General features: G+C 42.8%; 21 protein-coding genes and 5 tRNA genes. All 26 read right to left on the reverse strand.

From position 1 onward, the window contains the following. Positions 1–2: 2 nt before the first annotated feature. The 26 genes from rpsC to HY960_03590 all read right to left on the reverse strand — a co-directional run bounded on the left by rpsC (position 3) and on the right by HY960_03590 (position 20,583). A complete protein-coding gene (rpsC, locus tag HY960_03465; protein MBI5214791.1) occupies positions 3–641 on the reverse strand; it encodes a 30S ribosomal protein S3 in 639 nt (212 codons plus the stop codon). An 8-nt stretch (positions 642–649) separates the two neighbouring features. Next, positions 650–1,054, reverse strand: coding sequence for a 50S ribosomal protein L22 (gene rplV / locus HY960_03470; GenBank protein ID MBI5214792.1), 405 nt, complete (start codon positions 1,052–1,054; stop codon positions 650–652). Positions 1,055–1,059: 5 nt separating this feature from the next. Continuing rightward, a complete protein-coding gene (gene rpsS / locus HY960_03475) occupies positions 1,060–1,341 on the reverse strand; it encodes a 30S ribosomal protein S19 (protein MBI5214793.1) in 282 nt (93 codons plus the stop codon). A 13-nt stretch (positions 1,342–1,354) separates the two neighbouring features. After that, entirely contained in the window at positions 1,355–2,182 is an 828-nt protein-coding gene (gene rplB / locus HY960_03480) for a 50S ribosomal protein L2 (protein MBI5214794.1), read from the reverse strand. Positions 2,183–2,207: 25 nt separating this feature from the next. After that, positions 2,208–2,495 (reverse strand): 50S ribosomal protein L23, encoded by a 288-nt coding sequence (gene rplW / locus HY960_03485; GenBank protein MBI5214795.1) that lies wholly within the window; start codon positions 2,493–2,495, stop codon positions 2,208–2,210. A gap of 11 nt (positions 2,496–2,506) precedes the next feature. Then, on the reverse strand, positions 2,507–3,133 hold the full coding sequence (gene rplD / locus HY960_03490; protein MBI5214796.1) for a 50S ribosomal protein L4: 627 nt from the start codon (positions 3,131–3,133) through the stop codon (positions 2,507–2,509). Positions 3,134–3,136: 3 nt separating this feature from the next. After that, a complete protein-coding gene (rplC, locus tag HY960_03495; GenBank protein MBI5214797.1) occupies positions 3,137–3,772 on the reverse strand; it encodes a 50S ribosomal protein L3 in 636 nt (211 codons plus the stop codon). A 39-nt stretch (positions 3,773–3,811) separates the two neighbouring features. Continuing rightward, positions 3,812–4,120 carry a 30S ribosomal protein S10 gene (gene rpsJ, locus HY960_03500; GenBank protein MBI5214798.1) on the reverse strand — a complete coding sequence of 103 codons (309 nt, stop codon included), beginning with the start codon at positions 4,118–4,120 and terminating at the stop codon, positions 3,812–3,814. 30 nt (positions 4,121–4,150) lie between these two features. Next, positions 4,151–5,362: an elongation factor Tu gene (gene tuf / locus HY960_03505; protein MBI5214799.1), complete on the reverse strand. Its 1,212-nt coding sequence runs from the start codon at positions 5,360–5,362 to the stop codon at positions 4,151–4,153. Between the two features lie 49 nt (positions 5,363–5,411). Beyond that, entirely contained in the window at positions 5,412–7,511 is a 2,100-nt protein-coding gene (fusA, locus tag HY960_03510) for an elongation factor G (GenBank protein MBI5214800.1), read from the reverse strand. 36 nt (positions 7,512–7,547) lie between these two features. Beyond that, complete coding sequence (gene rpsG, locus HY960_03515) at positions 7,548–8,015, reverse strand: 30S ribosomal protein S7 (protein ID MBI5214801.1); 468 nt, start codon at positions 8,013–8,015, stop codon at positions 7,548–7,550. A gap of 3 nt (positions 8,016–8,018) precedes the next feature. Next, on the reverse strand, positions 8,019–8,390 hold the full coding sequence (locus tag HY960_03520; GenBank protein ID MBI5214802.1) for a 30S ribosomal protein S12: 372 nt from the start codon (positions 8,388–8,390) through the stop codon (positions 8,019–8,021). A gap of 87 nt (positions 8,391–8,477) precedes the next feature. Further along, complete coding sequence (rpoC, locus tag HY960_03525) at positions 8,478–12,764, reverse strand: DNA-directed RNA polymerase subunit beta' (GenBank protein ID MBI5214803.1); 4,287 nt, start codon at positions 12,762–12,764, stop codon at positions 8,478–8,480. A 50-nt stretch (positions 12,765–12,814) separates the two neighbouring features. Then, positions 12,815–16,591: a DNA-directed RNA polymerase subunit beta gene (rpoB, locus tag HY960_03530; protein MBI5214804.1), complete on the reverse strand. Its 3,777-nt coding sequence runs from the start codon at positions 16,589–16,591 to the stop codon at positions 12,815–12,817. 198 nt (positions 16,592–16,789) lie between these two features. Further along, positions 16,790–17,173, reverse strand: coding sequence for a 50S ribosomal protein L7/L12 (gene rplL / locus HY960_03535; protein ID MBI5214805.1), 384 nt, complete (start codon positions 17,171–17,173; stop codon positions 16,790–16,792). A gap of 43 nt (positions 17,174–17,216) precedes the next feature. Continuing rightward, positions 17,217–17,738, reverse strand: coding sequence for a 50S ribosomal protein L10 (locus tag HY960_03540; protein ID MBI5214806.1), 522 nt, complete (start codon positions 17,736–17,738; stop codon positions 17,217–17,219). 96 nt (positions 17,739–17,834) lie between these two features. Further along, the gene (locus HY960_03545) at positions 17,835–18,527 is read right to left on the reverse strand and encodes a 50S ribosomal protein L1 (GenBank protein MBI5214807.1); all 693 of its coding nucleotides are present in this window, start codon (positions 18,525–18,527) and stop codon (positions 17,835–17,837) included. A 28-nt stretch (positions 18,528–18,555) separates the two neighbouring features. Then, on the reverse strand, positions 18,556–18,981 hold the full coding sequence (rplK, locus tag HY960_03550; protein ID MBI5214808.1) for a 50S ribosomal protein L11: 426 nt from the start codon (positions 18,979–18,981) through the stop codon (positions 18,556–18,558). Positions 18,982–19,001: 20 nt separating this feature from the next. Beyond that, entirely contained in the window at positions 19,002–19,568 is a 567-nt protein-coding gene (nusG, locus tag HY960_03555) for a transcription termination/antitermination factor NusG (GenBank protein ID MBI5214809.1), read from the reverse strand. 7 nt (positions 19,569–19,575) lie between these two features. Beyond that, complete coding sequence (gene secE / locus HY960_03560; GenBank protein MBI5214810.1) at positions 19,576–19,758, reverse strand: preprotein translocase subunit SecE; 183 nt, start codon at positions 19,756–19,758, stop codon at positions 19,576–19,578. 31 nt (positions 19,759–19,789) lie between these two features. After that, positions 19,790–19,862: transfer RNA gene (locus tag HY960_03565), tRNA-Trp, on the reverse strand. An 8-nt stretch (positions 19,863–19,870) separates the two neighbouring features. Continuing rightward, complete coding sequence (rpmG, locus tag HY960_03570) at positions 19,871–20,020, reverse strand: 50S ribosomal protein L33 (protein ID MBI5214811.1); 150 nt, start codon at positions 20,018–20,020, stop codon at positions 19,871–19,873. A gap of 52 nt (positions 20,021–20,072) precedes the next feature. Then, positions 20,073–20,145 (reverse strand) — tRNA-Thr (locus tag HY960_03575). 177 nt (positions 20,146–20,322) lie between these two features. Then, a tRNA-Gly gene (locus tag HY960_03580) sits at positions 20,323–20,395 on the reverse strand. Between the two features lie 15 nt (positions 20,396–20,410). Next, positions 20,411–20,493, reverse strand: a tRNA-Tyr gene (locus HY960_03585). A 17-nt stretch (positions 20,494–20,510) separates the two neighbouring features. Then, positions 20,511–20,583, reverse strand: a tRNA-Thr gene (locus HY960_03590). Positions 20,584–20,588 lie beyond the last annotated feature (5 nt).

The raw sequence follows: 20,588 nt of genomic DNA on the forward strand, positions 1-20,588 counted from the left end.
ACTTACTTTCCGATTCTTTCAAGAATTTCACCACGGCAGATCCAAACCTTGACACCGATTGCACCATAAATGGTTCTTGCAGTCGCCTGTGCATAATCAATATCCGCACGAACCGTATGAAGCGGAACACGACCTTCACGATATTGTTCCGAGCGAGCAATTTCCGCACCGCCCAAACGACCGCCGCACATAATTTTTATTCCCTCGGCACCCATCCTCATCGCTGAGGTCATTGCCGTCTTCATTGCTCTTCTAAATGAAATCCTTCCCTCCAACTGTGATGCAACATTTTCTGCTACGAGATATGCATCAAGTTCCGGTCTCTTGATTTCATTAATAAATATTTTAACGTCTTTGTTTGTAATTTTCTTCAGTTCTTCTTCCAACTGACTAATTTCTTTTCCGCTTCTTCCGATGACGATTCCCGGACGCGAGGTATGTATCGTTATTGCTGCACGCTTGGGTGTGCGTTCAATTAATATTTTTGATACTCCAGCCTTTTTGAAACGGCTACGAATATACTGTCGAATCTGCTCGTCTTCTTTGAGTTTACCTGCAAAATCTTTTTCATCATACCAGTTTGAGTCCCATGTGCGAATAGTTCCCAAACGAAATCCTATCGGATGTACTTTTTGTCCCAAACGATCTCCTATTGTTTTGTTGGTTCGGTTTGTTTCTGCTTTGCGACTGAAGCTTTTTTCACTTTGCGTGGCTTCTGTGCAACAACAATTGTAACATGGTTTGAACGCTTTAACATTCTGTATGCCCGCCCCATGGGTGCAGGCAACATTCTTTTTGCAGAAGGACCTTCATTAACGTAGGCTTCTTTTACAAACATTTCACTCGTTTCCAAACGCGCTCCTTCATCCTTGTTATGAAGATTGGAAACCGCAGACAATAAAACTCGTTCTGCATCTCTCGAGGCATGCTTTGGAGAGAAATGTAAAATACTCAATGCTTCATCAACCGATTTGCCGCGAATGAGGTCAATAACCAAACGCATCTTTCGAGGCGAAGTACTGATATAACGATTTAATGCTCTTGCTTCTAACATAAAAATTATCCTGTCGCTCCTTCGGTTTTTAGTCCGGGATGTCCGCGAAAGAGTCTCGTCGGTGCGAATTCACCAAGCTTGTGTCCTACCATACCTTCATGTATGTACACGGGAATAAATTTGTTGCCGTTGTGAACGGCAAATGTGTGACCTACAAAGTCCGGCGTAATCAATGACGCTCGCGACCATGTTTTAATTACTTTTTTTTGACCGCCCTTGTTCATCGTCTCTAACTTCTTTGAAAGCTTCGTATCAACAAACGGCCCTTTTTTAACTGAACGACTCATGCGATTACCAATTTCACTTTCGACGTTTTACAATATATTTGTTTGAGCGCGCCTTTGGATTTCGCGTCTTCATGCCTTTTGTATGCCAACCCCAGGGCGAAACAGGATGCGGATTGCCTTGCGGTGATTTACCTTCACCACCACCATGTGGGTGGTCACAAGGATTCTGTACAACTCCACGCGACTGTGGTCTTATGCCAAGCCATCGTGAACGACCCGCTTTACCGAGACTGATATTTTCATGGTCCAAATTACTTGCAACTCCAATCGTTGCATAACAGTTATTGGGAACATTTCTCACTTCACCGGAAGGTAATTTTATTTGAACAAAATTTCCATCCTTTGCCATAATTTGTACTGACGAACCGGCACTTCTTGCAAGCTGCGCGCCTTTTCCTGCTCGAAGTTCTACATTATGAACAAACGCTCCCGCAGGAATGTTAAGCAACGGAAGACTGTTACCAATTTTAATATCCGCACCGGGTCCCGACATTAATTTTTCCCCTACTTTAACTCCATGCGGTGCTATGATATATCGCTTTTCACCATCAGCATAAATCAATAAAGCAATAAATGCCGATCTATTCGGGTCATATTCTATGGAATTAACCCTTGCTTCAATTCCAACTTTATTTCTTTTGAAATCAATGATGCGATAAAATCGCTTATGTCCTCCGCCGCGATGCCGCGAAGTAATATGTCCGTTGTTATTTCTTCCGCCGGATTTTTTGAGCGGCTCCAATAACGAACGTTCCGGCTTCGACTGAGTAATCTCGTCGAAATTCAGAACTGTCATCCACCGAGTTCCGGGCGTATTTGGTTTTAGTTTTCTGATTCCCATGAAGGTATTCTAACTTTTCTTTTCTTTATATATTTTCAAAGAAATCTATTTTATCACCGGCTTTCAATGTCACAACAGCTTTTTTGAAGTGTGCCGTTTTTCCGGAGAATCTTCCACGTCGGGTTAACTGTGTTTTTGTTTTGCCCTTGTAATTCATCGTACGAACATTTTCAACCTTTACATTGAATTTTTTCTGTACTGCTCGGGCGATTTCAATTTTATTTGCAACCGGGTCAACTTCAAAAGCATAAATTCCTTTATCTTGGAGTTGGGTTGACTTTTCAGTTACAATAGGTCTGTATATAATTCCAATCATACTATCACTTATGACAACGATTTCACTAACGATTCAATAGCGCTCTTCTGAATCAATATCATTTGATTATCCATCAACTCATATGTTGACGCCTTCGATGCCTCAATAATATGTAACTTCGGAAGATTTCTTCCGGATTTTACAACCGTCGAGACGCTCGCAGGAAGAAGGAGCAATACCTTTTTTTCATTCATTCCAAGAGATTTCAATACTGCGACCATCTCTTTTGTTTTTGGTGTATCGAAAGAAAAATCTTCAACTACTTTGATATTTCCTTCTTTCGCACGATACGTTAAAGCCGACTTACGAGCAAGCGATTTCATTTTTTGTGGAATGGACATCGAATAATCACGCGGAACCGGACCAAAAATTGTTCCGCCGCCCTTCCATAATGGAGAACGTATAGCACCCATACGAGCGCGTCCTGTGTGTTTCTGTTTCCACAACTTTTTACCGCTTCCGCTCACTTCACCATACGTCTTCGTCTTGTGCGTGCCTTGACGTTGGTTTGCTAAATACACACGTACAGCCTGATAAATTGCGTGGTCATTCGGCTCTACTTCAAACACTGAAGCAGGAAGTTCTACCTTCTCACCGGTAACGGAACCATCTTTTTTATAAATGTCAACTTTCATAGCTTACGCTTGTTCCTTGTAAATCTCTACATAACTGTTATTATGTCCGGCGACCGAGCCTTGAACCAACAAAAGATTTGATTCGGGAATTACTTTTACTACTGTAAGATTTTTAACGGTGATTTTTTCACCGCCCATTCTTCCAGCCATCAACATTCCTTTGAATACCCTTGAAGGATAGGAACTAGAACCGATAGAACCCGGCGCGCGCTCACGATCGCTCTGTCCGTGTGTTCTGAATCCGCCGCCAAAATGATGGCGCTTCACAACACCCTGAAACCCGCGACCTTTGGAAGTTCCGGTAACAGAAATAACGTCACCTGAAGAAAACAGGGAATCAACCTTTATTTCATCACCCAATTTGAATTGGGATAAGTCGAATCCTTTAAATTCCTTCACAACTTTTTTTGCTTTCAAGCCTGCTTTGTCAAAATGACCTTTTTCCGGCTTATTGACCGAGCGTTCTCGTTTTTCGTCAAAGGCAAGCTGAACCGCTTCATAACCATCGGTTTCCTTTGTTTTGATTTGAGTAACAAAACAAGGACCTGCTTCGATGACTGTACAGGGAATCATTCTTCCCTTCTCATCGAAGACACTGGTCATACCAATCTTCTTGCCGAGAATTCCTTTATACCTCATTCTATCAAACTTTCTTTATCCTGTTCGTAGCGTTCTCGATTAAACCTTAATCTCAACATCAACACCAGCAGGAAGCTCGAGCTTCATGAGCGAATCAATTGTTTTATTTGAAGAATTCAAAATATCAATCAATCGCTTGTGAGCACGCATCTCAAATTGTTCGCGTGATTTTTTATCAACATGCGGCGAACGAAGAACAGTATAGACCGACCGACGGGTTGGCAGAGGAATCGGACCGGAGACTATTGCTCCGGTCGATTTCACTGTCTTAATAATTTTTTCCGCAGATTTGTCAATCAAACTATGATCGTACGACTTGAGTTTTATGCGTATTTTTTGTCCAGCCACCTGAGTGTCCTTTAATTAACTATCAGTTTCTTATTCAATAATCTTCGTAACAACACCGGCACCAACCGTACGACCGCCTTCACGAATAGCGAAGCGCAATCCTTCTTCCATAGCAATTTCAGAAATTAACTCGACATACATGTTGTCAACGTTATCGCCTGGCATAATCATTTCCATGCCGCCGGGCAATGTCGCAACTCCAGTAACGTCAGTCGTTCTAAAATAAAACTGTGGACGGTATCCATTGAAGAACGGTGTGTGTCGTCCGCCTTCTTCTTTTTTCAGGATGTACACCTGGGCATTGAATTTCTTGTGCGGTGTAATCGAACCCGGCTTTGCAATAACCTGACCGCGTTCCAATTCTGCTTTATCAATACCGCGTAATAACAATCCTGCATTGTCACCGGCTAAAATTTCGTCAAGTTCCTTACGAAACATTTCAGCTCCGGTAATAACAGTTTTCTTGTGCAAGCCAAGACCAATCACTTCAACTTCGTCTCCGACCTTTGCACGACCGCGTTCGCAACGACCGGTACCTACTGTTCCACGACCGGTAATCGAGAACACGTCTTCAACCGGCATTAAGAATGGTTTATCAACTTCACGCTTCGGGAGAAGAATGTAGTTATCAACCGCATCCATCAATTCATAGATACATTTGAATGCAGGGTCATCCGCTTTCGAAGCAGGGTCACTTGCTTTTTCAAGTGCTTTCAAACCGCTTCCGCGGATGATAGGAATTTCATCACCTGGAAATTCGTACTTCTTTAATAAATCGCGAAGTTCCATTTCGACTAAATCTAACAGTTCCGGGTCATCAACCATGTCCACTTTGTTCATGAACACAACCATACGAGGTACGTTTACCTGACGAGCAAGTAAAACGTGTTCACGCGTTTGAGGCATAGGGCCGTCATTCGCCGCAACGACGAGAATTGCTCCGTCCATTTGCGCCGCGCCCGTGATCATGTTTTTAATGTAGTCAGCGTGACCGGGACAGTCAACGTGTGCATAGTGTCGCTTATCTGTTTGATACTCGACGTGAGCAACGTTGATCGTGATTCCACGTTCGCGCTCTTCCGGTGCGTTATCAATACTATCGAATGTACGCACCTGGGAAAGACCACGCTTACTTAACGCCATCGTAATGGCAGCGGTTAAGGTTGTCTTCCCGTGGTCAATGTGACCGATAGTCCCAATGTTGACATGGGGTTTCTCTCTGCTGAATTTTTCTTTTGCCATACTGTAGTCCTTGTATTAAGACTGTTATTAAAATAGTGATCTAAAAAACTTATGCTAAAACCGATTCGCCTTTTACACTTTGAGCAACTTCTTCCGCGACGCTCTTGGGGGCTTCATCGTAATATGCAAACTGCATTGTGTAAATTGCACGACCTTGAGTCATAGAACGCATATGAGTAGCGTAACCAAACATTTCGGCAAGCGGAACTTTTGCTTTGATGACCTGAGCATCTTTTCTTGGCAACATCCCTTCGATTTTTCCACGACGGGAATTCAAGTCACCCATAACATCACCTAAATATTCTTCCGGTGTAACAACTTCGACATCCATGATCGGCTCTAAAAGCACCGGACCCGCCTTCCTCGCGGCTTCCTTGAAGCCGATTGACGCTGCAATTTTGAATGCCATTTCCGAAGAGTCAACTTCGTGATAGGAACCGTCAAACAATTTCACTTTGACGTCCACAACCGGATAACCAGCTAACACGCCATTACGCATCGCCTCTTTAATACCTTCCGAGACCGGCTTGATATATTCCTTCGGAACAACACCACCAACGATAGCATTTTCAAATTCAAATCCCTTGCCTTTTTCGTTAGGTCCGACTTCAAGCCAGACATCTCCAAATTGACCGCGTCCACCACTCTGACGAATAAACTTTCCTTGTTGCTGAACTTTCTTTCGAATCGTTTCACGATAAGCAACCTGCGGTTTTCCGACATTTGCTTCAACACGAAACTCACGCTTCATCCTATCAATAATAATCTCAAGATGAAGTTCCCCCATGCCACTAATAATTGTTTGCCCCGTTTCTTCGTTCGTCGAAATTCTAAATGTCGGATCTTCATCAGCCAATTTCGCCATTGCTTCACCCATCTTTTCCTGATCGGCTTTCGTCTTGGGCTCAATGGCAATCGCTATAACCGGTTCGGGGAAAACCATTTTTTCTAAAATTATCGCGTCATCTTCAAGACACAACGTATCACCGGTTTTTGTATTTTTTAAGCCGACAGCAGCAACAATATCTCCCGTGTACGCTTCATCAATATCCTCACGATGATTTGCGTGCATACGAAGAATCCGTCCGATTCTTTCTTTTTTGTCTGACGTAGCATTATAAATATAAGAACCCGGCTTCAACGTACCCGAATAAACTCGGAAATACGTAACCTTACCCACATAAGGGTCACTCATAATTTTGAATGCAAGCGCTGTAAACTTTTCTTTGTCCGAAACCTTTCGAATAACCTGGTCCTTCATATTCACATGATGACCAACGATTTCAGCATTACTAACATCAAGAGGTGACGGTAAAAAATCAATAACCGAATCAAGCAAATTCTGAACACCCTTATTCTTAAAGGCAGAACCGCATAACACAGGTATAATACTAACCTTCAGACACGCGCGGCGCAAAACCGCTCTGACCTCATTCGGTGAAATCTCTTTTCCTTCGAGATACTTTTCCAAAAGAGAATCATCCTCATCCGAAACCGCTTCCAACATTTTTGTCCGATACTCAGCGGCAAGTTTTTCCAAGTCGTGAGGAATCGGCATTTCATCCCAGGTAGTACCCTGGTTCGTCTCATGAAAGACACACGCCTTCATGGTAATTAGGTCAATAATACCCGCAAACAAATCTCCTTCACCGATAGGAATATGTACGGGAACCGCATTTGCCCCCAATCTCTCTTTCATCATTTGAATAACATGAAAGAAATCGGCGCCAACGCGATCCATTTTGTTTACAAAAGCAATTCGCGGTACGCCATACTTATCTGCCTGACGCCAAACCGTTTCTGACTGCGGCTCTACACCACCGACAGAACAAAATAAAGCAATCGCTCCATCAAGCACTCTCAACGAACGTTCAACTTCCGCCGTGAAGTCCACGTGACCCGGAGTATCAATAATATTAATTCGATGATTATCCCAAAAGCATGTCGTAGCAGCACTTGTAATAGTTATACCACGCTCTTTCTCTTGCTCCATCCAATCCATCGTCGCTGCGCCATCATGCACTTCTCCCATGCGATGCAAAACTCCTGTATAAAACAGGATACGCTCTGTCGTCGTTGTTTTTCCGGCATCAATGTGAGCCATGATACCAATATTTCTTGTTCGTTCTAACGGATATGCTCTGGGCATAAAAGATCAATAAACCTGATTAAAATATTCCACACACTACCACTTGAAGTGAGCGAACGCTTTGTTCGCCTCTGCCATCTTGTGGGTATCTTCTTTTTTCTTCACAGCGTTGCCTTCATTATTTGAGGCAGCCATAATTTCCGATGCCAACTTCAAAGACATTGACTTATCTTTTCGTGCACGCGCATAAATAAGCAACCAACGAAGCGCAAGAGCAATACTTCTATCTTGCCGCACCTCGGTTGGAATTTGGTATGTAGCACCACCAACACGACGCGCCTTAATTTCTAACAACGGCCTTAAATTATTCATGGCTTTTTTGAACACATCCAAGCCAGCCGTCTTACTACGCTCTTCAATAATACTGATTGCATCATACACAATTTTTCGAGCTTGATGCTTTTTCCCGCTCTGCAAAACTGCATTGATAAATTTTGAAACCAGAACGTCATTAAATTTCGGGTCCGGTTGTGCTATTCGTTTTTCTGCGCTTTTTCTTCTCATAACTTACTTCGGTTTCTTTGCACCGTATTTCGATCTTCCTTGCTTTCTGTCAGTCACACCAGCAGTATCTAACGTACCGCGAATGATGTGATAACGAACGCCGGGAAGGTCCTTAACTCTTCCACCACGAATCATTACGATTGAGTGTTCCTGAAGATTGTGCCCCTCGCCAGGAATATACGCGGTAACTTCAATACCGTTTGTAAGTCGAACACGCGCTACTTTACGTAATGCTGAATTTGGTTTTTTGGGAGTAGTTGTGTACACCCTTGTACATACACCGCGTTTTTGAGGCGAACTTTGAAGCGCTGGAGATTTACTCTTCCAAGCGACTTCTTCCCTTTGAAAGCGGATTAATTGATTGATTGTTGGCACTAAAAAGTCTCCAGTTTATGTGAAAAAGCCGAACAATATATGAAAATATTTCTAATTGTCAAAACGAGATTTCTGGTTTATTTTTGATTATTCTATTATTACACGCTCTAACTTTGGATCACTACTATATTCGTCATCCGTTCCAAGGTCCAACAAATCCGATGCTGAAATCGGTGGATTTTCGGCATTAGGAACCACAATGAGATTTTTAAATTTCTTTAAACCAGTTCCCGCCGGGATTAAATGTCCCATGATTACATTTTCTTTCAAACCCAACAATAAATCAATTTTTCCTTCAATTGCTGCATCTGTAAGTACTTTTGTTGTTTCCTGGAACGAAGCCGCCGAAACAAAACTATCAGTTGAAAGAGCGGCAGAGGTAATACCTAACAGAACCGGCTCTGTTGTTGTTGGTTCTGCTTCGCGGATTTCAACTACGCGCTTACTCTTTTTCTTCAATTCCATATTAATTTCACGGATTTTTTTCTTGTTGATAGCCTGACCATTCTTCAATTTTGAATCGCCCTTACTTTCAACAACAACCAAATCTTTAAGTTGGTTGTTTTCAATATTAACCTGATGGACATCAACATAATCATCTTCGAGAAAATGAGTATCGCCCGGATCTAAAATATGCACTTTCTGCATCATCTGCCGCACAATAACTTCTATGTGCTTATCATTAATCTTCACACCTTGCATACGATACACTTCTTGAATTTCGTTTACAAGATATTCCTGTACGGCACTTACACCTTTGATTCTCAGAATGTCATGGGGGTCAATGGAACCATCCGAGAGCCGTTCACCGGAACGAACAACGTCATGTTCCTGTACGAGAACGTGTTTTCCCATAGGAACAAGATAATGGCGTTCATCTTTTCCATCCACACTTGTTACAATGATTTCACGAGCTCCACGCTTTTGAACTCCAAATTTTATTGTTCCATCAATTTCAGATACAACAGCAGGATCTGCTGGACTTCGTGCCTCAAACAATTCTGTTACCCGAGGCAGACCACCGGTAATATCTCTCGTTTTTCCTGAATCTCTGGGAATTTTAACAATAATCGTTCCTGCTTTAATTGCTTCTCCATCGTTGACAACGATGTGTGAACGTGTAGGAATAATATAACTTCCAATCTTTTGTCCATCTTCGGCGTTGATAACAATCGTTGGCGTTAACGTCCTGTCACGAGTATCAATAACGACTTTTTGAATGTGACCGGTCTGTTCATCAGGTTCTTCTCTGTAGGTAACGTTATCCTTCAAATCCTGATATTTAATGACTCCTGCATGCTCAGTAATAATTACAGCATTGTATGGGTCCCATTCATAAATCAATTCTCCCTTTTTGATATTTGCGCCATCAACTGCAATCATTGTTGAACCATATGGCACATCATATTTTGTAAGGATTCTATTATCAGAATCTAAGATATTGATGATTCCGCTTCGACCGATGACGATATATTTACCCTCACCATCCTCTTGTCTGAGAGCCTTTATTCCCTCGTATTTCACTTTTCCATCAAACTTCGACACAATCTGAGATTGTGCCGCAATCAAACTTGCGGTACCGCCGGTATGAAATGTTCGAAGTGTGAGCTGGGTTCCGGGCTCACCAATTGATTGAGCGGCGATAATTCCTACGGCTGTCCCCATCTCAACAAGAGAAGCATTTGTTAAATCTCTACCATAACATTTCGCACAAACGCCGCGTGGAGCTTCACAGGTTAATACCGAGCGAATTTCAACTGACTCAATTGAAGTTTCTGAAATTGCTGTAGAATTTTCTTCGTCAATTTCTTCTCCGGCTTTCACTAAGACATTTCCCGTTATCGGGTCAATAACATCGTGAACTGATACTCTTCCAAGAATACGTTCAGCCAGTGGTTCCTTCACATCTTCGCCTTCCTTCAACGCACTTGTAATAACACCGCGGATAGTGCCGCAATCATTCATTGCAATGATGCAATCCTGTGAAACATCCACAAGACGACGTGTTAAATACCCTGCATCGGCAGTTTTCAGCGCTGTATCGGCGAGACCTTTACGCGCGCCGTGTGTTGAAATAAAGTACTCAAGAATTGATAATCCTTCACGGAAATTTGCAATGATTGGATTTTCAATCAATTCACCGGTTGCGCCGGACATACTTTTCTGAGGCTTAGCCATCAACCCGCGCATACCTGCTAACTGACGCACTTGTTCTTTGGAACCACGAGCGCCTGAATCAACCATCATGTACAATGCATTGAATCCATTTCTGTCGTGCTGAATATTATCGAACAAACGCTCTGCAACCCTGTTGGTTGCTCTGGTCCAAATATCAATTACTTTATTATAGCGCTCTCCGTTCGTTATGAATCCGCGCATGTACTGATTTTCAACTTTGTTAACATCAGCGTTTGCTTTCGAGACGACCTCTTCCTTTTCCTTCGGAATTACAACATCGGATACACTTACGGATAATCCACCCTTTGTCGCATACGTAAATCCAATTTCTTTGATGTCATCAAGAAATGCCGCAGTACGATAATTCCCGCATTTTCTGAATACTTCATGCACGAGTGTTATCACTCGCTTCTTATTCAACAGTTCATTAATAAATCCGAGTTCAAGCGGAACAATTCTGTTAAAAATAATTCTGCCGGTTGTAGTTTCAACCATTTTCCCTTCGATACGAACTTTGATTCGCGCGTGTAAACCGACTTTACCATTGTTATATGCAATATTCACTTCGGCTGGGGAAGAGAATGTTTTTCCTTCACCAATATCGCCCGGTTTGGATTTTGTCAAATAGTAACAACCCAATACCTGATCTTGTGTCGGATGGACAATCGGTGAACCGTTTGATGGTGAAAGAATATTGTGACTCGACAGCATTAACACACGCGCTTCAAGTTGCGCATCGTATGAGAGCGGAACGTGAACCGCCATCTGGTCGCCATCGAAGTCTGCATTAAATGCAGTACAGACCATCGGGTGAATACGAATAGCGCGACCTTCAACCAACACAGGCTGAAACGCCTGTATACCGAGACGGTGAAGTGTAGGGGCGCGGTTAAGAATCACCGGGTGTCCATCAATAATTCTTTCAAGGATTTCATAGACATCCTGTGTTTTCTTTTCAACAAGTTTTTTCGCGCTCTTTACAGTCTTCACAAGTCCGCGTTCGATTAATTTCCGAATGATAAACGGCTTGAATAATTCGACTGCCATTTCTTTCGGGAGTCCGCATTCGTGCAACTTTAATTCGGGACCGACAACGATAACCGAACGGCCGGAATAGTCAACTCTCTTTCCGAGCAAGTTCTGGCGGAACCGTCCTTGTTTTCCCTTCAACATATCGGATAAGGATTTTAATGTATGATTGTTGTCGGAACGGACGGCATTGATGCGACGAGAATTATCAAACAACGCATCGACAGATTCCTGTAACATGCGCTTTTCGTTTCGGAGAATAACTTCCGGCGCTTTAATTTCAATCAATCGTCGGAGACGGTTATTTCGAATGATAACTCGCCTGTACAAATCATTTAAATCGGATGTAGCAAAACGTCCACCTTCGAGCGGAACGAGCGGTCGCAATTCCGGCGGAATTACCGGAATTACATCCAACACCATCCATTCAGGTTTATTCGGATGCATTTCATCCTGATTACGAAATGCTTCGATAACGCGAAGTCGTTTGAGTGTTTCCATTTTTTTCTGTTGCGAAGTCTCCTCTTTGAGACTTTCTCTCAACTCAACACTCAACACATCCGGGTCAATTCGCCTTAATAGTTCTTTAATTGCTTCGCCGCCGATACGCGCGATGAATTTCTTCGGGTCATCGTTTTCTAATTCCTGATTTTTTTCCGGCAGTGAATCAATCACCTGGTAATACTGGTCTTCCGAAAGCAGGTTCATTTTTTGTAACCCGCTCACTCCCGGTTGAATGACGACATAGGATTCATAGTAAATAATTTTTTCTAAATCCTTATTCGTAATTCCGAGCATTGCGGCAATCTTGGATGGCAACGAGCGGAAATACCAGATATGAACAATCGGCACAGCCAGTCCGATATGTCCCATACGTTCACGGCGTACGTTCTTCTGCGTTACTTCGACACCGCAACGGTCACAGACGATGCCTTTGTAGCGGATGCGTTTATATTTTCCGCAATGACATTCCCAATCGCGCACCGGACCGAAAATTTTCTCACAGAACAATCCATCCTTTTCAGGACGAAATGAACGGTAGTTAATCGTTTCCGGTTTTGTAACTTCTCCGTGAGAACGCGACAAGATAAGGTCAGATGACGCAAGCGAAATCTTGATCTTAGTAAAATTCTTTTTCACAATCGGTTCGTTCTGAATAAACGACATATCAGTTCTCCAAGTTTAAGCTAATAGTTTTTATTAATCGGGAATTCAACTTATTCTACTTTTACATCCAATCCCAAGCCCATCAATTCACGCACAAGTACGTTGAATGATTCAGGAACATTCGGCTCAGGGAGATTTTCACCTTTGACAATACACTCGTATAACTTCGCACGACCGGTGACGTCGTCGCTCTTCACAGTTAAAATTTCTTGCAGAACGTTCGCCGCGCCGTACGCTTCGAGCGCCCACACTTCCATTTCTCCAAACCGCTGGCCGCCAAATTGGGCTTTTCCACCAAGAGGCTGTTGTGTAATTAACGAGTATGGTCCGATTGAGCGTGCATGGATTTTATCATCAACAAGGTGAGAAAGTTTCATCATATAAATGCAACCGACCGTTACTTGTTGGTCGAATGATTCGCCGGTTCTTCCATCATAAAGCGTAGTGCGTGAAGTTGTACTGAGACCCGCTTTGGTAAGTTCCGCTTGAACGTCTTCCATCGAAGCGCCATCAAAAATAGGTGAAGCGTAACGTATATTTAACTTCAATCCTGCCATACCTAAGGCAGTTTCAAATAACTGACCTAAGTTCATACGTGAAGGTACACCTAACGGATTAAGGACGATATCAACCGGGGTTCCATCAGCGAGGAATGGCATATCTTCCTGAGGAACAATTTTAGAAACTACGCCTTTGTTCCCGTGTCGCCCAGCCATTTTGTCACCGACTGAAACTTTTCGTTTCTTCGCGACATACACTTTTGCCATTTGAACAATGCCGGAAGGTAATTCATCTCCAAGCATGATTTTCGTTTTTTCATGCTTGTAATAATCGCCCAGTTCGGTTACACGTCTCGAGTAATTATGATACAACTTATGAACTAAACTTGATTTGTGTTTATCTTCAAACCAATCACTTTCAAAGTCGAGTTTATCAAGTTCTTCGATTGCTTCAAACGTATCTTTCTTTAATTGTACTCCTGCGCGGAACACTATGTCACCCGATGCATCTCGAATACCACTCGTTTTTTCTCCTTCAAGTAACAACCCGAGTTTTCGTGCAAACAATGCATGAACTTCTTTCAGGTCTTTCTTCAACATTCTATCAAGATGTTCAACTTGACGCTTCTCTTCTTTTTTCGTATCAGAATCTTTTTTCTTTCGGCTGAAGAGTTTTGTTCCGATGACAACGCCCTTCATCCCGGGCGGCGCTTTCAACGAAGCATCTTTCACATCGCCTGCTTTTTCACCGAAGATTGCTTTGAGCAATTTCTCTTCAGGCGATGATTCGGTTTCTCCCTTCGGAGTGATTTTTCCAATGAGAATGTCGCCTTCTTTTACTTCAGCACCGACACGGACAACACCATTTTCATCTAAGTCTTTTACTGCTTCTTCGCTTACGTTCGGGATTTCCGCAGTGAGTTCTTCTTCACCGCGCTTTGTATCTCGAACCTGCAATTCAAATTCTTCGATGTGAATGGAAGTAAAAATATCTTCCGATACAACTTTTTCGTTGAGGATGATAGCGTCTTCAAAGTTGTACCCGCGCCATGGCATGAATGCAACAACAACATTACGTCCGAGAGCAAGTTCACCATCTTCCGTCGCACAACCATCGGCAAGAACATCCCCCTTCTTTACTTTTTGTCCAGGTCGAACAACTGCCTTTTGATTGATCGTCGTATCTTGATTCGTTCTAAAAAATTTAATAAGACGATACTCGACATGTTGCTTATCTTCAAACGATAAAATATTTTCTACGCTTGATTCATCAACATTGTAATTCATGATAATACGGTTAGCATCAATAAATTCCACAACGCCATCTTTTTCTGCATAGATAATCGTTCGTGCATCCGATGCAACTTTCTTTTCCAATCCTGTTCCGACAATCGGAGTTTGTGGACGAATAAGCGGCACTGCTTGCCGTTGCATGTTTGAGCCCATCAATGCGCGGTTCGCATCATCATGTTCAAGAAACGGAATTAACGCCGCCGCCGCACTCACAATTTGATTCGGTGCAACATCAATGTACTGGATCTCTTCAGGCTTTTTAATTAAATAATCGCTTTGGAAACGCGCGCTCAGTCTGTCATTGAGAAAATGACCGTGTTCATCAACAATTCTTCCTGCCTGAACAATGGAATGTTGGTCTTCTTTTTCCGCCGTCATAAATTCGATTTCGTCAGTCACTTTTTTATTTTTGACTTTTCGATAGGGCGTTTCAATAAATCCAAATTCATTCACGCGGGCATGAATACAGAGCGATGAAATCAACCCGATATTCGGACCTTCAGGAGTTTCAATCGGGCAGAGTCGTCCGTAGTGTGTATAGTGAACGTCGCGAACTTCAAAGCCGGCGCGCTCACGGGTCAACCCGCCAGGTCCGAGGGCGGACATACGGCGTTTGTGTGTAATTTCCGCAAGAGGATTTGTCTGGTCCATGAATTGCGATAACTGGTTCGTACCAAAGAACGCGTTGATTACGCTGGTAATCGTTCGTGCGTTCACCAAATCCTGTGGCGTTATTTTTTCCTGGTCACGAACACTCAATCGTTCACGAATCGTACGGGACATTCTCACCAAACCAATATTGAATTGTTGAGAAATTTGTTCTCCCACAGTTCGGACGCGACGATTTCCAAGATGGTCAATATCATCTACCGATTTCTTGCCTTGCTGTAAAGCAAGCAAATAATTGATAATCGAAATAATATCTGCTTTAGTTAACGTCGTCGTGGTAACAGGAATATCCAACTGTAATTTCGCATTCATCCTGTAACGACCAACATCGCCGAGGTCATACCGCTTTTCATTGAAGAATAATCTATCAAGTAAATTCTTCGCGGTGTCAAGGTCAGGCGCATCACCGGAGCGCAACTGTTGATAAATTGCATTCAACGCCTCTTCATCCGTACGCGCAGTATCTTTCTGGATTGTGTTAGCAATGACGGAATTTTCTCCCGTTCCCTCATGCTTGAAAAATTTTAATTTTTTGATGTTTGATTTTTTTGCCCGCTTTGCAAGGTCGTCATCGAAAATCGTATCCTTCGTAATAATGATTTCGCCGGTCTTTTTATCAACGACATCGCTACTCACGACGCGATTAAAATACTCGCTTAAGTCTGCTTTTTGTGCATCCACTTCTTCAATTAAATTGAAGAGCATTAAAATTTCATCATCAGAAGAATATCCAAGAGCGCGGAGTAACGTTGTCACAGGGAATTTCTTTTTCCGGTCAATATACACGTACATAACATTGCTGATGTCCGTGGCAAACTCGACCCATGAACCGCGCATCGGAATAATTCGGGCTGTGTAGATGGACATTCCATTGGGATGGATTGTTTCATCAAAAAATACTCCGGGTGAACGATGCAACTGACTCACGACAACGCGCTCTGCACCGTTGATAATAAACGTTCCGCGATTTGTCATGGCAGGAAGATTGCCAAGATAAACCACTTCCTCGACAGTCTCAACCCAACTGTTTCCGTCATCGCTTTTTGTTGAAAGACGAAGTTTCGCTTTCAACGGAACGGCGAAAGTTAATCCACGTTCCTGGCATTCGATAACGGTGTATTTCGGTTTTTCAACGTAGTACTCGACATACTCCAAAATGTAATTTTCCCGCGCGTCCATAATAGGAAAATTCATTTTGAAACACTGTTCAAGTCCCTGAATCTTTCGTTTATTTGCGGGGACGGTTGCTTGGAGGAATTGTTCCCACGAATCAAGTTGGACGTTTAACAAATCCGGTGTAATAACTACTTCCGGAATTTTTCCAAACGAGATTCTACGGCTCGCTACGTTTGATTGAGTTTTCACTCTTCATTCTCCTTGGATTATTGCTATGAGATTGTGCGTTGTCTGACAAAAAGTCAAAAAAAAATATGATTTACTTCTTCAAAATTCTTCACTCAATAAGAAAAGCAAACCGATAACCTGCTCAGAGAGAGGTTATCGGCTATACTTTTTTATCGAAAATATGTATTTTCGTATCCTATTGAGCAGAGTTACCGTTCGTTACTTCAGTTCGACTGTTGCGCCGGCTTCTTCAAGTTCTTTTTTGAGCTTTTCTGCTTCGTCCTTATTGATGCTTTCTTTCACCGGTTTTGGTGCACCATCAACGAGGTCTTTTGCTTCTTTCAAGCCGAGTCCGGTAGCGGCACGTACAACTTTAATCACATTGATTTTTTGTGCGCCTGCTTCTTTAAGAACAACGGTAAATTCGGTCTTCTCTTCTGCTGCCGGTGCTGCTGCTGCTGCGCCGGGCATCGCGCCTGCCATCATCATTGGGGCTGCGGCGGTTACTCCGAATTTATCTTCTAACGCTTTCTTTAATTCAGATGCTTCGAGTAATGTAAGCTTCTCAATTTTTTCGACTAATTCTTGAACTATAGGTGACATTTCAATTTTCCTTCTTCTTTAATAGTGAATAAATAACAATAAATTACGCGGCTTTCTTCTTCTCGATTTCGCCGATGACACTCGCCAAATCGCGCATGACTGCAGAGATTGCTCCTGCGAGTCCTGCCATAGGCGATTGGATACCACCGATAATTCCTGCAATGAGTTCATTGCGTGACGGAAGTTTCGAGAGTGCGTCCAACTGACTGCCATCAAATACTTGCTTGTCGAGAACACAGACTTTCGCCTGAAGTTTGCCGTGCTTTTCATTGAATTTTTTAATGACCCTTGCAGGTGCCGTGGGATCTTCATACCCGAAGGCAATACCGGTTGGTCCGACAAGTTTTTCATAAACGTTGTCGTACCCTGTAACTCGTTCGAGCGCTTTCTTGATTAACGTATTTTTGGCAACTCGATAGCCACAACCAGCCTTACGGAATTCGCGACGCAGTTCTGTTACTTGCTCTACGGTGATTCCTGAGAAATCAGTAAAGTATAACCCTTGCGCCTTCGAGATCTCTTGCTCTACTTCTGCAATGATCTGGTCTTTTTCAGATTTTTTCATCTTGACCTTTCATTAACAATTGCCCACTGAGAAGCTCCCCCCGAACATTCGGGAGAACAGCGAGCGTGAATTAATGTATGTGCGTAATAGACACTCTTAATGAACAACTGCCGCCTTGTCAATCATGACACTCGGACCCATTGTCGTTGATAATGCAATACTCTTGATGTATTGACCTTTTGCTGAGGACGGTTTCACGCGTGCAACCGTACCGAGAAATGCGTTGATGTTATCAACTAATTTTTCTTTTTCGAAGTTTGCTTTCCCGACAGTCGCGTGAAGAATACCGGCTTTGTCAACACGGAATTCAATCTTTCCTGCCTTCACTTCTTTCACAGTCTTTCCGATTTCGGTTGTGACTGTTCCGCTCTTCGGATTGGGCATCAATCCGCGTGGACCTAACACTTTACCTAACTTACCGAGTTCTCCCATAACATCGGGCGTTGCAATAATAACATCAACATCTGCCCATCCTGCTTTAATTTTATCCAAATAATCCTGGAAACCAGCATGGTCTGCACCGGCGGCTTTTGCCTCTTCATCTTTTGGCGGCTTGGCAATAACCAATACACGAACTTCTTTTCCGATTCCATGGGGCAATGAAACTGTTCCGCGAACCGCCTGGTCTGCTTTCTTCGGGTCAACGCCAAGTCGAACAGCGATGTCAACCGATTCAATAAACTTTGCAGTTGCGGTTTCTTTTACTTTTTGAACAGCCTTTTCAACAGTTAACAATTCGGTAGCATTAACTTTCGTTGCTGTTGCTTTATATCGTTTACTTCTTTTCATTGATAATACTCACTTCAAACTTAGTTTACTATAATTCATCAACGGTAATACCCATACTTCGGGCAGTACCTGCAATCATTTTCATTGCGGCATCAATATCGTTTGCATTTAAATCGGGCATTTTCATTTGAGCAATTTCACGAACCTGTGCCTTCGATACTCTTCCGACCTTATTTCTATTGGGTTCTCCAGAACCTTTCTCTACCTTTGCTGCTTTTGTAAGAAGTACTGCCGCAGGAGGAGTTTTGGTAATAAAGGTGAAAGATTTATCTGAAAAAACAGTAATGACAACAGGAATAATTAACCCCTGCTGTCCTTGTGTTCGTGCATTGAATTGCTTACAAAATTCCATGATGTTCACGCCCTTCTGTCCAAGAGCAGGACCAACAGGCGGCGCGGGATTTGCCGCTCCGGCGGGAATTTGAAGTTTAATATATCCGGTTATTTTCTTCATAGTTGATTTCGCTTTCTAAATTACTTCTCTGCTTCTACCTGACTAAAGTCAAGTTCGATGGGAGTTTTGCGACCGAAAATACTCACCATCACTTTCAATTTCATTTTATCTTCATGAACTTCCTGAACAACACCACTGAAGTTGTTGAACGGTCCATCAATAACCTTTACGGGGTCGCCTAACATAAACGGAGTGGAAAGCACTTCCACGTCTTTCCGTTCTTCAATTTTTCCAATGAGTCGCTTTACTTCCTCAAACTGTAACGGCTGAGGTTCACTCCGTGTACCTTCTCCCCGATTTCCAATAAACCCTAACACTGAAGGAGTTTCAAGAATAAAGTGTTTCGATTCTTTATCTAAGATTGCTTCGATTAAAATATAACCGGGGAAAAACGTGCGAACACGGCTTTTTTTCTTTTTATCTTTTACTTCAACAATTTTCTCGGATGGTACCATGACGCTCGTAATCCGGTCGGATAATTTCGACATAGGAATCTCGCGCTCCATGTACGTTTTCACCTTATATTCATGCCCTGAATAAACACGAACAACGTACCAGCGTTTTTGCGAAGTATCTGTCGCTTCCATTCTCAACTTACAGGATGGAGGTAATTACTTGATTCACAATCCAGTCCACAGCATAAATAAAACCGGAGATGATTCCACAGACTGCTAACACAATAACGGTTGAGTCCCGTAATTCATTTTTTTCGGGCCACGTCACCTTCTTCATTTCTTTCATTACATCGGTAACGAAAGCAATAATCTTTTCTTTCATTTTGAAACCTGCATCTTAAGTTTATATACAGCACGTCAGGAGGGACTCGAACCCCCAACCTGCGGTTTTGGAGACCGCTGCTCTACCAATTGAGCCACTGACGTGTGTTGAATTATTTTGTTTCCTTGTGTTGCGTGTGTTTGTTACACCACATACAAAATTTTTTGTATTCAACTCTGCCAGATTGTTTCTTTTTATTCTTGGTCGCAGTATAATTACGACGTTTACACTCTGTACATTCTAAAGTAATGTTATCTCTCATGTTTCATTCCTATTAAAACTTCTTCTTCAAATTCTTATTCGAATCATTCCTGAGCTTGCGATCAGGATTGAACTGATGACCTCATCCTTACCAAGGATGTGCTCTACCAACTGAGCTACGCAAGCATTTTTCATTCTCTTCACTCACACCTCACGCTGATGACCTTCCCGCTTTCCGCGGGATGCTCTACCAACTGAGCTACGCAAGCATTTTCATTCTCTTTACTCACATATCGCTCTGATGACCTTCCCGCTTTCCGCGGGGATGCTCTACCAACTGAGCTACGCAAGCAAAATTTTCAGAGCGGGAGACGGGACTCGAACCCGCGACCAACAGCTTGGAAGGCTGTGACTCTACCAACTGAGTTACTCCCGCGTAACTCGAACCTTGTGGGCAGGGAAGGATTCGAACCTCCGAAGGCCTGAGCCGACAGATTTACAGTCTGTTGCGTTTGACCGCTTCGCTACCTGCCCGGTATTTACAAATTTTGAGCTGGCGATCAGATTTGAACTGATGACCTGCTGATTACAAATCAGCTGCTCTACCAGCTGAGCTACGCCAGCAAAAA

The sequence above is a fragment of the Ignavibacteriota bacterium genome (genome assembly GCA_016212665.1).
Lineage (GTDB): Bacteria > Bacteroidota > Ignavibacteria > UBA10030 > SZUA-254 > FW602-bin19.

Coding starts and splice junctions, on each gene's coding strand:
- rplV (MBI5214792.1), bottom strand. CDS start 1,054: ATGTTAGAAGCAAGAGCATTAAATCGTTATATCAGTACTTCGCCTCGA.
- rpsS (MBI5214793.1), bottom strand. CDS start 1,341: ATGAGTCGTTCAGTTAAAAAAGGGCCGTTTGTTGATACGAAGCTTTCA.
- rplB (MBI5214794.1), bottom strand. CDS start 2,182: ATGGGAATCAGAAAACTAAAACCAAATACGCCCGGAACTCGGTGGATG.
- rplD (MBI5214796.1), bottom strand. CDS start 3,133: ATGAAAGTTGACATTTATAAAAAAGATGGTTCCGTTACCGGTGAGAAG.
- rplC (MBI5214797.1), bottom strand. CDS start 3,772: ATGAGGTATAAAGGAATTCTCGGCAAGAAGATTGGTATGACCAGTGTC.
- tuf (MBI5214799.1), bottom strand. CDS start 5,362: ATGGCAAAAGAAAAATTCAGCAGAGAGAAACCCCATGTCAACATTGGG.
- fusA (MBI5214800.1), bottom strand. CDS start 7,511: ATGCCCAGAGCATATCCGTTAGAACGAACAAGAAATATTGGTATCATG.
- rpsG (MBI5214801.1), bottom strand. CDS start 8,015: ATGAGAAGAAAAAGCGCAGAAAAACGAATAGCACAACCGGACCCGAAA.
- rpoC (MBI5214803.1), bottom strand. CDS start 12,764: ATGTCGTTTATTCAGAACGAACCGATTGTGAAAAAGAATTTTACTAAG.
- rplL (MBI5214805.1), bottom strand. CDS start 17,173: ATGTCACCTATAGTTCAAGAATTAGTCGAAAAAATTGAGAAGCTTACA.
- HY960_03540 (MBI5214806.1), bottom strand. CDS start 17,738: ATGAAAAAATCTGAAAAAGACCAGATCATTGCAGAAGTAGAGCAAGAG.
- HY960_03545 (MBI5214807.1), bottom strand. CDS start 18,527: ATGAAAAGAAGTAAACGATATAAAGCAACAGCAACGAAAGTTAATGCT.
- rplK (MBI5214808.1), bottom strand. CDS start 18,981: ATGAAGAAAATAACCGGATATATTAAACTTCAAATTCCCGCCGGAGCG.
- nusG (MBI5214809.1), bottom strand. CDS start 19,568: ATGGAAGCGACAGATACTTCGCAAAAACGCTGGTACGTTGTTCGTGTT.
- secE (MBI5214810.1), bottom strand. CDS start 19,758: ATGAAAGAAAAGATTATTGCTTTCGTTACCGATGTAATGAAAGAAATG.
- rpmG (MBI5214811.1), bottom strand. CDS start 20,020: ATGAGAGATAACATTACTTTAGAATGTACAGAGTGTAAACGTCGTAAT.